A 14,695-nucleotide genomic window follows, 5' to 3' on the forward strand; every position below is an offset into this window, starting at 1 on the left:
TCCCTCCGCCTGGACGCCTACCGTGTGGGCGATCCGAATTCGGGTCGGCATCGTCGTCATCACGCCATCCGAGCCATCAGCGTGCAGGCCACGACCAGCAGCGTGCCGCCGAACATGGACAGCGCGTACGTGCGGACGAACCCGGTCTGTACCCGGCGCACCCGCGCCGAGGTGCCGCCGACGAAGGCCGCGAGGCCGCCGACGAATCCGTCCACGCCCTTGTTGTCGAACCACACGAGCAGGCGGGTCAGATACTGCCCGGGCCGCATGACCAGGCCCTCGTTGATCGCGTCCTGGTACAGGTCGCGGCGGGCCGCCACGGTGACCGGGCTCGCCGCCGGCGCCACCGAGGGCACCTCGCGGCGGGCGTACTGGAGGTAGGCGACCGCCGTGCCCAGCGCGACCATCGCGATCGCCATGCCGGTCACCGCCCACTCGCTCATCGGCAGGTCGCCGTGCGAGAACCCGGTGACGGGGGTCAGCCACTTCACGAACGAGTCGTTCAGCGCGAACAGGCCGCCGGCGAACACCGATCCGAAGGCGAGCAGGATCATCGGACCGGTCATCGAGACCGGCGACTCGTGCGGGTGCGGCTCGTGCCAGTCGGCCGGCGCGCCCGCGGGCGCCTCCTTCCAGCGTTCCTTGCCGAAGAAGGTCATCAGCATCACGCGCGTCATGTAGTACGCGGTGAGCCCGGCCGCCAGCAGGGTGACCGCGCCCAGGATCCAGCCGGACGTGCCGCCCTTGGCGAACGCCGCCTCGATGATCTTGTCCTTGGAGAAGAACCCGGAGAGCAGCGGGAATCCGATGATCGCCAGATAGCCCAGACCGAAGGTGACGAAGGTGATCGGCATGTACTTGCGCAGGCCGCCGTAGCGGCGCATGTCCACCTCGTCGTTCATGCCGTGCATGACCGAGCCCGCGCCGAGGAACAACCCGGCCTTGAAGAAGCCGTGCGTGACCAGGTGCATGATCGCGAACGCGTAGCCGATCGGACCCAGGCCGGCGGCCAGGATCATGTAGCCGATCTGGCTCATCGTGGAGGCGGCGAGCGCCTTCTTGATGTCGTCCTTCGCGCAACCCACGATCGCCCCGAACAGCACGGTGATCGCGCCCACGATGGTGACCGCGAGCTGGGCGTCGGGCGAGGCGTCGAAGATCTCCGCCGAGCGGGTGATCAGGTACACGCCGGCGGTGACCATGGTCGCCGCGTGGATCAGCGCGGAGACCGGGGTCGGGCCCTCCATGGCGTCGCCGAGCCAGGCCTGGAGCGGGAATTGCGCCGACTTGCCGCAGGCGGCGAGCAGCAGCATCAGGCCGATCGCGGTCATCGTGCCGTCACTCGCGGTCGCGCTGCCGCCGAGCACGTCCTCGAAGGAGAAGGTGCCGAACGTGGTGAACATCAGGAAGATCGCCACGGCCAGACCGAAGTCGCCGACGCGGTTCATGATGAACGCCTTCTTGGCCGCGGTCGCGGCGCTCGGCTTGTGCTGCCAGAACCCGATCAGCAGGTAGGAGGCAAGCCCGACGCCCTCCCAACCGACGTACAGCAGAAGGTAGTTGTTCGCCAGCACCAGCAGCAGCATGGCGGCGACGAACAGGTTCAGGTAGGCGAAGAAGCGCCGACGGTTCTCGTCGTGCGCCATGTAGCCGATCGAGTAGATGTGGATCAGCGAGCCCACACCGGTGATCAGCAGTACGAACACCATGGACAACTGGTCCAGGTGCAGGCCGATGTCGGCCTGGAACTCGTTGACCGGCGCCCAGGTCCACAGGTGCTGGTCCACCGAGCGGCCGGGGCCGGACTTGTCGAGCATGGTCACGAACATCAGCACGCCGACCACGAACGACCCGAGGGCGAGCGCGGTGGCGAGGATGTGTCCGAAGGGGTTGGTCCGCTTGCCGCCGACCAGCAGCAACACCGCGCCGAGCAACGGCAGTCCGACGACCAGCCACAACGCCGAGAAGGCGCCGGAGGCGGCCGTGGAGTGCAGCCCGCCGCCGCCCTCGTTGGCGAGCAGGGCGCCGGAGGCCAGGGAGGAGGTTTCGATCACCGGTTCCGACCTACCACTTCATGAGGCTGGCGTCGTCGACCGAGGCCGAACGGCGGCTGCGGAAGATGGCGATGATGATGGACAGTCCGACCACGACCTCGCAGGCGGCGACGACCATCGTGAAGAACGCGATGATCTGGCCGTCGAGGTTGTCGTGCATGCGGCCGAACGTCACGAACGCGAGGTTGCAGGCGTTCAGCATCAGTTCGACGCACATGAACACGACGATCGCGTTGCGCCGGAGCAGCACCCCGGCCGCGCCGATGGTGAACAACAGCGCGGACAGATACAGGTAGTTCACCGGGTTCACGAGCGCCCCTCCTTCGAACCGGCGCCGGCGCCGACCTCGTCGCCCGAGCCCGGGTCGGGGTCCTCGTGCTCCTGGCGGGCGGTGGGCACCGGTGCGGACGCGGGCGCGTCCGACTCGTCCGGCCATGCCTCGTCGTCATCGTCGGCGCCGGCGGTCTCCAACGCGGCCACGCTGTGCACCGCCTCGGCGCTGACGTCGCGAATCTGACCGCGTGCGCGCAGTGTGCCGTTGATCGACAACTCCGAGACGCTGCCGTCGGGGAGCAGTGCGGGTACGTCCACCGCGTTGTGCCGGGCGTACACCCCGGGCGTGGGCAGCGGAGCGACCTGCTTGTTGTCCCGCACCCGCTCCTCGGACAACTCGCGCTGGGTCTTGCGCGGCACCAGGCGCTCGCGGTGCGCGAGCACCATCGCGCCGACCGCCGCGGTGATCAGCAGCGCGCTGGTCATCTCGAAGGCCCAGATGTACTTGGTGAAGATCTGGTGCGCCAGGCCCTGCACGTTGCCCTGGGAAACCGCGCGCAGCGCCTCGTCGTCGGTCTCCGCCGGGTATACCGGGCGGCTGCCCGCCGACTTGGTCGCCAGCGCGGTGAAGTGGGTGATCGAGGCGTTGGCGATGGCCGCCGTGAGCAGGATGCCGAAGCCCAGGCCGAGCCCGGCGGCGGCGATCCGCTGACCCTTGAGGGTCTCCTTGAGCGAGTCCACCGAGGAGACGCCGACCAGCATCAGCACGAACAGGAACAACATCATGATCGCGCCGGTGTAGACCACGATCTGCACGATGCCCAGGAACACCGCGCCCTGGGCCAGGTAGAAGATCGCCAGGCACATCATCGTGGTGACCAGCGCGAGGGCGCTGTGCACCGCCTTCTTCATGAAGACGGTCGCCAGGGCGCCGATCAGCGCGACGGCCGCGAGCACCCAGAACTGCAGCGCCTCGCCGGTGGAGGTCTTGGTGACCTCGGCCGCGAAGTCCATTCCGGGGCTCATCGGCCCGCCTCCGTCCCCTGCGCGCCCGCCTCGGCCGGCTCACCGGACCGCCCCTGGGTCACCGTGCCGGGTGCGGCGCCGGTGACCTTGCCCAGGTAGTAGTCGGTGTCGGTGGTGCCCGGGTACATCTCGTGCGGCGCGGGAACCATGCCCTCGTACAGCGGCGCGAGCAGCTGTTCCTTGGTGAAGATCAGGCTCGCCCGGCTGGTGTCGGCGAGCTCGAACTCGTTGGTCATGGTGAGCGCCCGGGTCGGGCAGGCCTCGATGCACAGACCGCAGAAGATGCAGCGCAGGTAGTTGATCTGGTAGTTGCGGCCGTACCGCTCACCGGGCGAGAAACGTTCCTCGTCGGTGTTGTCGGCACCCTCCACGAAGATCGCGTCGGCGGGACACGCCCACGCGCACAGTTCGCAGCCGATGCACTTCTCCAGGCCGTCGGCGTACCGGTTGAGCTGGTGCCGGCCGTGGAATCGCGGTGCGGTGACCTTCTTCTCGTACGGGTAGTACTCGGTGTTCGCCTTCTTGAACATCGTCGCGAAGGTGACACCGAACCCCGCGACCGGTCCGAGGAACTTGGGCACGGGTCTATGCCTCTCCTTCAGTGCGGTCGGCCGGGAGCTCCGCCGCCGGCGCGCCGACCGGCTCCGGTCTGCGCACGTTGCGGCGCGGCACCGGTGGGAGTTGCTGGCCCGGCATGGGCGGTACGGGGAACCCGCCCGCCATCGGGTCGAACGTTTCGGGACCGGCCGCCTTCGCGGCGGCCTCCTCGGCCTCCGCGTCCTTGTTCGGCATGACCGCGTCCCACAGGATCGACAGCAGGAGCAGCGCGACCACACCGCCAGCGACCCACAACACGATCCGGGACTGCTCGTAGCCCTCGTTCTTGAGCGCGCGCACGGTGGCGACCAGCATCAGCCACACCAGCGAGAGCGGGATCAGCACCTTCCAGCCGATCTTCATGAACTGGTCGTAGCGGAACCGGGGCAGCGTGCCGCGCAGCCAGATGAAGACGAAGATGAACGCCTGGACCTTGAGGAAGTACCACAGGAACGGCCACCAGCCGGAGTTGGCGCCGTCCCACACCGCGGTGATCGGCCAGGGGGCCAGGTAGCCGCCGAGGAACAGGGTGGTCGCCAGCGAGCTGACCACGACCATGTTCACGTACTCGGCGAGGAAGAACAGCGCGAACTTCAGCGACGAGTATTCGGTGTGGAAGCCGCCGACCAGCTCGCCCTCGGCCTCGGGCAGGTCGAACGGCGCCCGGTTGGTCTCGCCGATCATCGCGACCACGTAGATGATGAACGAGACCGGCAGCAGGATCGCGTACCAGGTGTCCTGCTGCGCGGCGACGATCTCCGAGGTGGACATCGAGCCGGAGTAGAGGAACACCGCCGCGAAGGACAGGCCCATCGCGATCTCGTAGGAGATCATCTGGGCCGAGCTGCGCAGCCCGCCGAGCAGCGGGTAGGTCGAGCCCGACGACCAGCCCGCGAGCACGATGCCGTAGATGCCCACGGACGCGACCGCGAGGATGTAGAGGACCGCGACCGGCAGATCGGTCAGTTGCAGGTGCGTGCGGTGCCCGAAGATGGAGACCTCGGGCCCGAAGGGGATCACCGCGAACGCCATGAACGCCGGGACCATCGCCACGATCGGGGCGATGATGTAGACGGCCTTGTCGGCACCCTTGACGGTGATGTCCTCCTTGAGCGCGAGCTTCACGCCGTCCGCGAGGGACTGGAGCAGGCCCTGGGGGCCGGTGTACTTGGGCCCGATGCGCATCTGCATCCAGGCCACGACCTTGCGTTCCCACCAGATCGCGAACAGCGTCATGACGACGCAGAACGCGAAGATGAGCACCGCCTTGAGCAGGATCAGCCACCAGACGTCGGTACCGAACCCGACCGCGGCGAGCTGCATGCCGCTGTCCGTCACCGCTCCTCCTCATGAACGTGTGCGGTCCGACCGTTGAGGCCGGTGTTGTCGGGCGGGCCCTGCGCCTGGGAGAGGTCCACCACCGCCGGGCGGATCCGGACCACCTCGCCGGGGGCGACCCGCAGTGCGCGACGCACCGCGGAACCGGGCGAGTTCGCGGGCAGGAACACCACGCGCTCGGTCATGTCGGTGATGCGCAGCGGCAACGTGACCTCCCCGTGCAACGAGGTCACGGTGACGCCGCCGCCGTCCTCGGCGCCGATCTCGGCGGCCGTGGACGCGCAGAGCCGGACCACCGGCGCGCGCCGGGTGCCCGCCAGATGGGGTTCGCCGTCCTGGCCGCGCCCCTCGTCCAGGAGCAGGCGCCAGGACGCGAGTACGGCCTCGCCCGCGCCGGGGCGCGGGAGTTCGCGGGCGCGCGCCTCCGGGGCCGGGCCGCGGTCGCCGGTCCACCGGCCGAGTCGGCGCAGCTCGCGCCGGGCGGCGGTGAGCGAGGGCAGCTCGATCGGGGTGCCCTCGCGCTGTTCGGCCATCGCCTCGGCGATCGCGTCCAGCACCCGCAGGTCGGACATCACCGCGGCCAGGTCGCCGCCGAGCTGGTCCTTCTTCAGGACGGTGGCGAACGGGCGTTCGCGACCCTCCCAGTCGACGAAGGTGCCGGGCTTCTCGGCGGCGGCGGCGACGGGGAAGACCACGTCGGCGCGTTCGGTGACCGCGCTGTGCCGCAGTTCCAGGCTGACCACGAAGCGGGCCGCGTCCAGGGCGGCCAGCGCGGCGGTCGGGTCGGGCAGGTCGTCCACCTCGACGCCGCCGACCACGAGTGCGGCCAGGCGCTGTTCGCGGACGGCGGTCAGGATCGCGGTGGTGTCCAGGCCGTAGCCGGCGGGCAGGGCGGCGACCCCCCAGGCGGCGGCCACCTCGGCGCGCGCCTCGGGGTGGTCGACCGGCCGGCCGCCCGGCAGCAGGTTGTACAGCGCGCCCGCGTCCGCCGCGCCGCGCTCGCCCGCGCGGCGGGGCACCCAGGCGAGTCGGGCGCCGGTGCGCGCGGCCAGCGCGCTCGCCGCGGCCAGCGCGCCCGGGACCCCGGCGAGGCGTTCGCCGAGCAGCACCACCGCGCCCGGCTTGCGCAACATCTCGCCCGCGCCGCGCGCGAGTTCGCCGCCGACCTCCGGCTCGGCGAGGGCGGAGAGCCATTCGGTCTCGGTGCCGGGGGCGGCCCGCAGCAGCGTGCCGCCCATCCGGGTCAGCCCGGAGGAGGCGAACGGCGCGACGCCGTACACCTTCAGGCCCTTGCGGGAGGCCTTGCGCAGCCGCAGGAAGACGATCGGCGACTCGTCCTCGGGCTCGAAGCCGACCAGGAGCACGCCGGGGGCCTTCTCCAGGTCGGCGTAGGTGACCCCGAGGCCGCTGCCGGCGACCCGCTGGGCCAGGAACTCGGCCTCCTCGGCGGAGTGTTCGCGGGCGCGGAAGTCGATGTCGTTGCTGTCCAGCGCGACCCGGGCGAACTTGCCGTAGGCGTAGGCGTCCTCGAGCGTGGCCCGGCCGCCGACCAGGACCCCGGCGCTGCCCCGTGCGGCGGCGAGCCCGCGCGCGGCCACGCCCAGTGCCTCGGACCAGGACGCGGGAACCAGTTCGCCGCTCTCCTCGTCCCGGATCAGTGGGGAGGTGAGTCGGTCCTGGCGTGTGGCGTAGCGGAACGCGAAGCGGCCCTTGTCGCAGTTCCATTCCTCGTTGACCTCGGGCTCGTCGCCCGCGAGCCGGCGCAGCACCTTGCCCCGGCGGTGGTCGGCGCGCAGCGAGCACCCCGACGCGCAGTGCTCGCACGTGGTCGGGGAGGACACCAGGTCGAACGGCCGGGCGCGGAAACGGTACGCGGCCGAGGTGAGGGCGCCGACCGGGCAGATCTGGATGGTGTTGCCGGAGAAGTAGGACTCGAAGGGCTGCTTCTCGTAGATGCCGACCTGCTGGAGCGCGCCGCGTTCGATCAGCGCGATGAACGGGTCGCCCGCGACCTGCTCGGAGAAGCGCGTGCAGCGGGCGCAGAGCACGCAGCGCTCGCGGTCGAGCAGTACCTCGGAGGAGATCCGCAGCGGCTTGGGGAAGGTGCGCTTGACCTCGGTGAAGCGGGACGTCGCCCGGCCCGCGCCCATCGCCTGGTTCTGGAGCGGGCATTCGCCGCCCTTGTCGCAGACGGGGCAGTCCAGGGGATGGTTGATCAGCAGCAGCTCCATCACCCCGTCCTGCGACTTCTTCGCGACCGGGGAGCTGAGCTGGGTGCGGACGACCATGCCGTCGGTGACGGTGGTGGTGCAGGAGGCGAGCGGCTTGCGCTGGCCCTCGACGTCGACCAGGCACTGCCGGCAGGCGCCGACCGGGTCGAGCAGCGGGTGGTCGCAGAACCTGGGGATCTGGATGCCGATCAGCTCGGCGGCCCGGATCACCAGGGTGCCCTTGGGCACCGAGACGTCGATCCCGTCCACCGAGATGGTGACGAGGTCCTCCGGCTTGGGGGCCGGCGGCCCACCCGCGGGGGTGTTGGTCGTGACTGTCATGTCAGCTGTGCGCTCCTGCCCCGGTGGAAGCGGGGGCCGTCGTCGCCCACGCGGTGGATGCCGCGGTGTCGAACGGACAGCCGCCGTGCTCGAAGTGCGCCAGGTATTCGTCGCGGAAGTACTTGAGCGAGGACTGGATCGGGCTCGCCGCGCCGTCGCCGAGGGCGCAGAAGGACTTGCCGAGGATGTTGTCGGCGACGTCGAGCAACGTCTCCAGGTCCTCCTCGGTGCCCTCGCCGTGCTCCAGGCGGGTGAGCAACTGGGTGAGCCAGTAGGTACCTTCGCGGCACGGGGTGCACTTGCCGCAGGACTCGTGCTCGTAGAACTCGGTCCAGCGCAGCACCGCGCGCACCACGCACACGGTCTCGTCGAAGATCTGCAGCGCCTTGGTGCCGAGCATGGAGCCGGCCGCGCCGACGCCCTCGTAGTCGAGCGGCACGTCCAGGTGCTCGTCGGTGAACATCGGCGTGGACGAACCGCCGGGCGTCCAGAACTTGATCCGGTGGCCCGCCCGCACCCCGCCCGCCAGGTCGAGGAGTTGGCGCAGTGTCACGCCGAGCGGGGCCTCGTACTGGCCGGGCCGGGTGACGTGCCCGGACAGCGAGTACAGGGTGAACCCGGGCGACTTCTCCGAGCCCATCGAGCGGAACCACTCGACGCCCTTGTTCAGGATCGGCGGCACCGAGGCGATCGACTCGACGTTGTTCACACAGGTGGGCGACGCGTACAGACCGGCCACGGCGGGGAACGGCGGGCGCAGTCGGGGTTGGCCGCGGCGGCCCTCGAGCGAGTCGAGCAGCGCGGTCTCCTCGCCGCAGATGTAGGCGCCGGCGCCCGCGTGCACGGTGAGTTCGAGGTCGAAGCCCGAGCCGAGCACGTTCTTGCCGAGGTAGCCGGCCGCGTACGCCTCGCGGACCGCGGCGTGCAGCCGGCGCAGCACCGGGACGACCTCGCCGCGCACGTAGATGAACGCGTGCCCGGAGCGGATCGCGTAGGACGCGATGATCACGCCCTCGATCAGCACGTGCGGGTTGGCGTACATGAGCGGGATGTCCTTGCAGGTCCCCGGCTCGGATTCGTCCGCGTTGACCACGAGGTAGTGCGGCTTGCCGTCGTTCTGCGGGATGAAGCCCCACTTCATGCCGGTGGGGAAGCCCGCGCCGCCGCGACCGCGCAGACCGGAGTCCTTGACGGTCTGGATCACCTCGTCGGGGTGCATGGCCAGCGCCTTGCGCAGGCCGTCGTAGCCGCCGTCGCGCCGGTAGGTGTCCAGCGTCCACGGCTGGTGCTCGTCCCAGTTGGCGGAGAGCACGGGGGTGAGGAGGGAGGGCTCGGTCACGGCGCCTGGTCCCCGTCCTGGTCGGGCGCGTTCCCGGCGGGAGGCGCGGGGTGGGCCGGGTCGGACTCGGCGGTGCGCGCCGGGGCGTCGTGCGAACTCGGGGCCGGCGGTGTCTCGTTCGCGCCGCCCGGGGTCGCGCTTCGGGAGCCGGGCACGGTCGTGGATCGGGGCGCGTCGTCGGTGTGCGTGCCCTTGGCGATCCGCAGGCCGACCAGGCTGGCGGTGCCGCCGGCGCCGCCCTCGTCCACCGCGCCGGGGCGCTCGTCGGGGAAGCCCGCCAGGATCCGCGAGGTGTCGCGGAAGGTGCACAGTCGGGCGCCGCGGGTGGGTACCGCGTCCTTGCCGGCGCGCAGGTCGTCGACGAGCTCCCTGGCCGACTGCGGGGTCGCGTCGTCGAAGAACTCCCAGTTGACCATCACCACGGGCGCGTAGTCGCAGGCCGCGTTGCACTCGATGTGCTCCAGGGTGACCACGCCGTCGGCGGTGGTCTCCTTGTTGCCGATCCCGAGGTGGTCCTTCAGGCTCGCGAAGATCTCGTCGCCGCCCATCACCGCGCACAGCGTGTTGGTACACACGCCGACGTGGAAGTCGCCGCCCTGGCGCCGCCGGTACATCGTGTAGAAGGTGGCGACGGCGGAGACCTCGGCGGTGGTCAGGCCGAGGATGTCGGCGCAGAACTCGATGCCGGTGCCGGTGACGTAGCCCTCTTCGGCCTGTACCAGGTGCAGCAGCGGCAGCAGCGCCGAACGGGCCTGCGGGTAGCGGCCGATCACCTCCTTCGCGTCCACCTCCAGGCGCGCGCGCACCTCGGGCGGGTACGGCGGAGCCGGCTTCGCCGGGGGCATCGGCATGCCCAGGTCCGTACTCATCGGTCGACACCTCCCATGACGGGGTCGATCCCCGCCACTGCCACGATCACGTCCGCCACCTGGCCGCCCTCGCACATCGCGGCCATGGCCTGCAGGTTGTTGAAGGAGGGGTCGCGGAAGTGCACGCGGTAGGGGCGGGTGCCGCCGTCGCTGACCGCGTGGACGCCCAGTTCGCCCCGGGGTGATTCGATCGCGCTGTAGACCTGGCCGGGCGGCACCCGGAAGCCCTCGGTCACCAGCTTGAAGTGGTGGATGAGGGATTCCATCGAGGTGCCCATGATGTTCTTGATGTGCGCCGGCGAGTTGCCCAACCCGTCGGTGCCCAGGGCCAGTTGCGCGGGCCAGGCGATCTTCTTGTCGGCCACCATGACCGGTCCGGGAGCGAGCCGGTCCAGACATTGCTCGACGATCCGCAGCGACTGCTTCATCTCCTCGATGCGGATCAGGTACCGCCCCCAGGAGTCGCAGGAGTCGGCGGTGGCGACGTCGAACTCGTAGGTCTCGTAGCCGCAGTACGGCTGCGTCTTGCGCAGGTCGTGCGGCAGGCCGGTGGAGCGCAGCACCGGGCCGGTCAGCCCGAGGGCCATGCAGCCGGCCAGGTCGAGGTAGCCGATGCCCTGGGTGCGGCCCTTGAAGATGGCGTTGTCGTTGAGCAGCAGCTCGTACTCGCGGACCCGGCCGGGGAGGATGTCGACCAGCTCGCGGATCTTGTCCACGGCGCCGGGCGGCAGGTCCTGGGCCAGGCCGCCGGGGCGGATGTACGCGTGGTTCATCCGGAGCCCGGTGATCATCTCGAAGACGTCGAGGATCAGTTCGCGGTCGCGGAACCCGAAGGTCATCACGGTGAGCGCGCCGATCTCCATGCCGCCGGTGGCCAGGCAGACCATGTGCGAGGAGATCCGGTTGAGCTCCATCAGCAGGACCCGGATCACCTGCGCGCGCTCGGGCACCTGGTCGGTGATGCCGAGCAGCTTCTCCACCGCGAGGCAGTAGGCCGTCTCGTTGTGCAGCGGCATCAGGTAGTCCATGCGCGTCACGAAGGTGACGCCCTGGGTCCAGGTGCGGAACTCCAGGTTCTTCTCGATCCCGGTGTGCAGGTAGCCGATCCCGCAGCGGGCCTCGGTGACGCTCTCCCCGTCGATCTCCAGGATCAGCCGCAACACGCCGTGCGTGGACGGGTGTTGCGGGCCCATGTTGACGACGATGCGCTCTTCGGCGTCCGCCGCGGCCTGGACCACTTCGTCCCAGTCGGAGCCGGTGACCGTGTAGACCCGGCCCTCGGTGGTCTCCCGCGCGTACGCGGCGGATGGGGGTGTCGTTGTCTGATCGGACATCAGTTGTACGACCTCCGCTGGTCGGGCGGCGGGATCTGGGCGCCCTTGTACTCGACGGGCACGCCGCCGAGCGGGTAGTCCTTCCGCTGCGGGTGGCCGGGCCAGTCGTCCGGCATGAGGATGCGCGTGAGCGCGGGGTGGCCGTCGAAGATCAGGCCGAAGAAGTCGTAGGTCTCGCGCTCGTGCCAGTCGAGCGCGGGATACACGCTCACCAGGGACGGTACGTGCGGGTCCGCGTCGGGGGCGGAGACCTCCAGCCGCAGTGCCCGATTGTGGGTGATCGAGCGCAGGTGGTAGACCGCGTGCAGCTCGCGGCCGGCCTCCTGGGGGTAGTGCGTGCCGGACACGCCGGTGCACAGCTCGAAGCGCAGCGCCGGGTCGTTGCGCAGGGTCAGCGCGACCCGGGGCAACGACTCGCGGCGCACGTGGAAGGTGATCTCGCCGCGGTCGACCACGACCTTCTCGATCGCCTGGTCGAACTCGATGCCGGCCTCCGCGAGGGCGCCGGAGAGTTCGTCGGCGACGAGGTCGAACTCGCCCTCGCCGTCCGCGGTTCCGCGCGGGCCGCCGTAGGGGCGGGCGGCGGGGCCGGGGAAGGCGACGGTACGGACGAGCTTGCCGTAGCCGGAGGTGTCGCCGGAGCCGGCGGCGCCGAACATGCCGTGCCGGACCTCGACGGTCTCGCCGACGGGCTCGCCGTGGATGTCGCGGGGGGTGGGGAGCTGGGCCTTCTCCTCGGGGGTGCTCATCGGGCGGCCCCGTCCTGGGTGTGGCCGGCGTGGGTGTGTCCGGCGTGCGCGTGGCCGACCGGGATGCCGGGGTCGAGTTCGTGGGCGCCGCGACGGGCGCTCGCGGGAAGCATCTCGATGGTGGGCAGCGCCTTCATGGCGGCCTGTTCGGCGGCGCGGGCGGCCTTCTCGCGGTTGACGCCCAGCGGCATCGCCTGGATCTCCTCGCGGAGCTTGATGATCGCGTCCATCAGCATCTCGGGCCGGGGCGGACAGCCGGGGAGGTAGATGTCCACCGGCACCACGTGGTCGACGCCCTGGACGATCGCGTAGTTGTTGAACATGCCGCCCGACGAGGCACAAACGCCCATCGACAACACCCACTTGGGGTTGGGCATCTGGTCGTAGATCTGCCGCAGGACCGGCGCCATCTTCTGGCTGACCCGCCCGGCGACGATCATCAGGTCGGCCTGGCGCGGCGAGGCCCGGAAGACCTCCATGCCGAAGCGGGCCAGGTCGTAGCGGCCGGCGCCGGTCGCCATCATCTCGATCGCGCAGCACGCGAGTCCGAACGTGGCCGGCCAGAACGATCCCTTGCGGAAGTAGCCGGCCAGCCCTTCCACGGTGCTCAACAGGAAGCCGCTGGGCAGCTTCTCCTCGATACCCACGCGGATGCCCTCTCTCCGTCAGTCGTTGGGGGAAGCCTGGGCTTGGCTGATCGGGCCCACGGTGTGTGTACGTGCCATGTCGTCGGTCAGTCCCACTCCAGGCCGCCGCGACGCCAGAGGTAGGCGTAGGCGACGAAGACCGCGGCCACGAACATGACCATCTCGACGAGACCGAAGATCCCCAGCGAGTCGAAGTAGACGGCCCACGGGTAGAGGAAGACGATCTCGATGTCGAAGACGATGAAGAGCATCGCCGTCAGGTAGTACTTGACCGGGAATCGCCCGCCGCCGACCGGCTGCGGGGTCGGCTCGATGCCACATTCGTAGGCCTCGAGCTTGGCCCGGTTGTAGCGCTTGGGCCCGGTGAGCGCCCCCATCACGAGGGAGACCACTCCGAAGGCCAGGGCAATGCCCCCGAGCACGAGGATCGGCGCGTACAGGTTCACCGCGCTCCCATCTCCCTTCTCAGTCCCCCGAAGCCACGCATGTGACCGGGTTCACAAGCTGCCGGAACGGCGCCCATCCTAGGCCCCCCGCGATGTGATCTGCGACACGGGTAGAGAACGATCATGGTGTGATCTTCACCACCTGATGATCGATCAGAAACGGTTGCGTGCAGGCAAAAATCACACAGGGTGAGAAATAGGGGAGCCTAAACGGTTCGCCACTCACGGACGATGTTGATCATGGGAATCGCCTATACCACCCGTTCACAAGCTCATCAAATTTGGCTGATGATGATCGGTTGTGATAATCGATCCACCCGGTTGGCCGCCCACGGTCACCGAGCGCAACCACAAGAGACCCCTCGAAGACGACATCGAACGCCCCCATGACGAGTTCGTGAACCGATGGACACAGTCCCGCCGCGGTGGGGGCGGGGGTCTTGACGGAGCGGGGGCCACGGGTCCGGGGGGCGGGCGGCCAGGTGGGTGGGTGGGGGCTGGTGGGGTGGGTGGGGTGCGTGGGTGGCGGCGGGTCGAGTCCGGTCGGGGCGGGGTGCGCCGGGCGTGCGTTCCCGAGGGGGCCGGGTGTCTTCGGCGCGCGTTGCGTCTCGGGTCGCGGGTGGCCGGTGCGGGGCCTGTTCGGCCCGTGGGGTGGGCCGCCACCGGCGTGCGGGGGCTCCGGGGCTTGGGGCTTCCGACGAGGCGAGCGGGTTGCTCGGCGAAAACCGGCCTGCAGCGGCGGACAGAGCGGGCGGTCGGGTCGAGTCCGCCGGGCGCGCGTTCCCGAGGGGGCCGGGTGTCTTCGGCGAGAGTCGCGCTTCGGCTGCGGGTAGCCGGTGCGGGGCCGGTCTGGGTCAAGGGTGAGCCGCCGCCGGCGTGCGGGGCTCCGGGGCTTGAGGCTTCCGACGAGACGGGTGCGTTGGTCGGCGAAAACCGGCCTGCAGCGGCGGACAGGGCGGGCGGTCGGGTTGGGTCCGCCGGGCGTGCGTTCCCGGGGGGCCGGGTCAAAAAGCGGCCTGCAGCGGCGGACAGGGCGGATGGTCGGGTCGAGTCCGCCGGGCATGCGTTCCCGAGGGGGCCGGGTCTCTTCGGCGCGCGTTGCGCCTTGGGTCGCGGGTGACCGGTGCGGGGCCGGTCTGGTCGAGGCTGAGCCGCCGCCGGCGTGCGGGGCTCCGGGGCTTGGGGCTTCCGACGAGACGGGTGCGTTGGTCGGGGAAAACCGGCCTGCAGCGGCGGACAGGGCGGATGGTCGGGTCGAGTCCGCCGGGCATGCGTTCCCGAATGGGCCGGGTGTCTTCGGCGCGCGTTGCGCTTTGGGTTGCGAGTGGCCGGCGCGGGGTCTGTCAGAGTCGGTCGTGGGCCGCCGCCGGCGTGCGGGGCTCCGGGGCTTGAGGCTTCCGGCGAGACGGGTGCGTTGGTCGGGAAAAACCGGCCTGCAGCGGCGGACAGGGCGGGCGGTCGGGTCGAGTCC

At 70.3% G+C, this 14,695-nt stretch carries 12 protein-coding genes; all 12 read right to left on the minus strand.

What is annotated here, in order from left to right; genetic code table 11:
* Window positions 1-59 precede the first annotated feature (59 nt).
* Complete coding sequence (gene nuoL / locus EMA17_RS08050; RefSeq protein WP_371862983.1) at window positions 60-1,958, minus strand: NADH-quinone oxidoreductase subunit L; 1,899 nt, start codon at window positions 1,956-1,958, stop codon at window positions 60-62.
* Between the two features lie 106 nt (window positions 1,959-2,064).
* Window positions 2,065-2,364: an NADH-quinone oxidoreductase subunit NuoK gene (nuoK, locus tag EMA17_RS08055; RefSeq protein ID WP_020549317.1), complete on the minus strand. Its 300-nt coding sequence runs from the start codon at window positions 2,362-2,364 to the stop codon at window positions 2,065-2,067.
* A complete protein-coding gene (locus tag EMA17_RS08060; protein WP_371862984.1) occupies window positions 2,361-3,341 on the minus strand; it encodes an NADH-quinone oxidoreductase subunit J in 981 nt (326 codons plus the stop codon). The genes nuoK and EMA17_RS08060 overlap by 4 nt, the downstream gene beginning before the upstream one ends.
* Before the next feature lie 8 nt (window positions 3,342-3,349).
* Complete coding sequence (gene nuoI / locus EMA17_RS08065) at window positions 3,350-3,934, minus strand: NADH-quinone oxidoreductase subunit NuoI (RefSeq protein ID WP_101897063.1); 585 nt, start codon at window positions 3,932-3,934, stop codon at window positions 3,350-3,352.
* Window positions 3,935-3,938: 4 nt separating this feature from the next.
* The gene (nuoH, locus tag EMA17_RS08070) at window positions 3,939-5,273 is read right to left on the minus strand and encodes an NADH-quinone oxidoreductase subunit NuoH (RefSeq protein ID WP_126636648.1); all 1,335 of its coding nucleotides are present in this window, start codon (window positions 5,271-5,273) and stop codon (window positions 3,939-3,941) included.
* 11 nt (window positions 5,274-5,284) lie between these two features.
* Entirely contained in the window at window positions 5,285-7,840 is a 2,556-nt protein-coding gene (locus EMA17_RS08075) for an NADH-quinone oxidoreductase subunit G (RefSeq protein ID WP_126636228.1), read from the minus strand.
* A 1-nt stretch (window position 7,841) separates the two neighbouring features.
* Window positions 7,842-9,179 (minus strand): NADH-quinone oxidoreductase subunit NuoF, encoded by a 1,338-nt coding sequence (nuoF, locus tag EMA17_RS08080; RefSeq protein WP_126636229.1) that lies wholly within the window; start codon window positions 9,177-9,179, stop codon window positions 7,842-7,844.
* Window positions 9,176-10,048, minus strand: a complete 873-nt coding sequence (nuoE, locus tag EMA17_RS08085) for an NADH-quinone oxidoreductase subunit NuoE (RefSeq protein ID WP_126636230.1) — start codon at window positions 10,046-10,048, stop codon at window positions 9,176-9,178. The genes nuoF and nuoE overlap by 4 nt, the downstream gene beginning before the upstream one ends.
* Window positions 10,045-11,382 (minus strand): NADH-quinone oxidoreductase subunit D, encoded by a 1,338-nt coding sequence (locus EMA17_RS08090; protein ID WP_126636231.1) that lies wholly within the window; start codon window positions 11,380-11,382, stop codon window positions 10,045-10,047. The genes nuoE and EMA17_RS08090 overlap by 4 nt, the downstream gene beginning before the upstream one ends.
* Entirely contained in the window at window positions 11,382-12,131 is a 750-nt protein-coding gene (locus EMA17_RS08095) for an NADH-quinone oxidoreductase subunit C (RefSeq protein WP_126636232.1), read from the minus strand. Before EMA17_RS08095 ends, EMA17_RS08090 begins: the two co-directional genes overlap by 1 nt.
* On the minus strand, window positions 12,128-12,778 hold the full coding sequence (locus EMA17_RS08100; protein ID WP_126636233.1) for a NuoB/complex I 20 kDa subunit family protein: 651 nt from the start codon (window positions 12,776-12,778) through the stop codon (window positions 12,128-12,130). Before EMA17_RS08100 ends, EMA17_RS08095 begins: the two co-directional genes overlap by 4 nt.
* An 86-nt stretch (window positions 12,779-12,864) precedes the next feature.
* Complete coding sequence (locus EMA17_RS08105) at window positions 12,865-13,224, minus strand: NADH-quinone oxidoreductase subunit A (RefSeq protein ID WP_126636234.1); 360 nt, start codon at window positions 13,222-13,224, stop codon at window positions 12,865-12,867.
* Window positions 13,225-14,695: the final 1,471 nt, after the last annotated feature.

The sequence above is a fragment of the Embleya hyalina genome (assembly GCF_003967355.1).
GTDB classification, from domain to species: Bacteria; Actinomycetota; Actinomycetes; order Streptomycetales; family Streptomycetaceae; genus Embleya; species Embleya hyalina.

Coding starts and splice junctions, on each gene's coding strand:
- EMA17_RS08075 (WP_126636228.1), bottom strand. CDS start 7,840: ATGACAGTCACGACCAACACCCCCGCGGGTGGGCCGCCGGCCCCCAAG.
- EMA17_RS08095 (WP_126636232.1), bottom strand. CDS start 12,131: ATGAGCACCCCCGAGGAGAAGGCCCAGCTCCCCACCCCCCGCGACATC.
- EMA17_RS08090 (WP_126636231.1), bottom strand. CDS start 11,382: ATGTCCGATCAGACAACGACACCCCCATCCGCCGCGTACGCGCGGGAG.
- nuoH (WP_126636648.1), bottom strand. CDS start 5,273: ATGCAGCTCGCCGCGGTCGGGTTCGGTACCGACGTCTGGTGGCTGATC.
- EMA17_RS08060 (WP_371862984.1), bottom strand. CDS start 3,341: ATGGACTTCGCGGCCGAGGTCACCAAGACCTCCACCGGCGAGGCGCTG.
- nuoE (WP_126636230.1), bottom strand. CDS start 10,048: ATGAGTACGGACCTGGGCATGCCGATGCCCCCGGCGAAGCCGGCTCCG.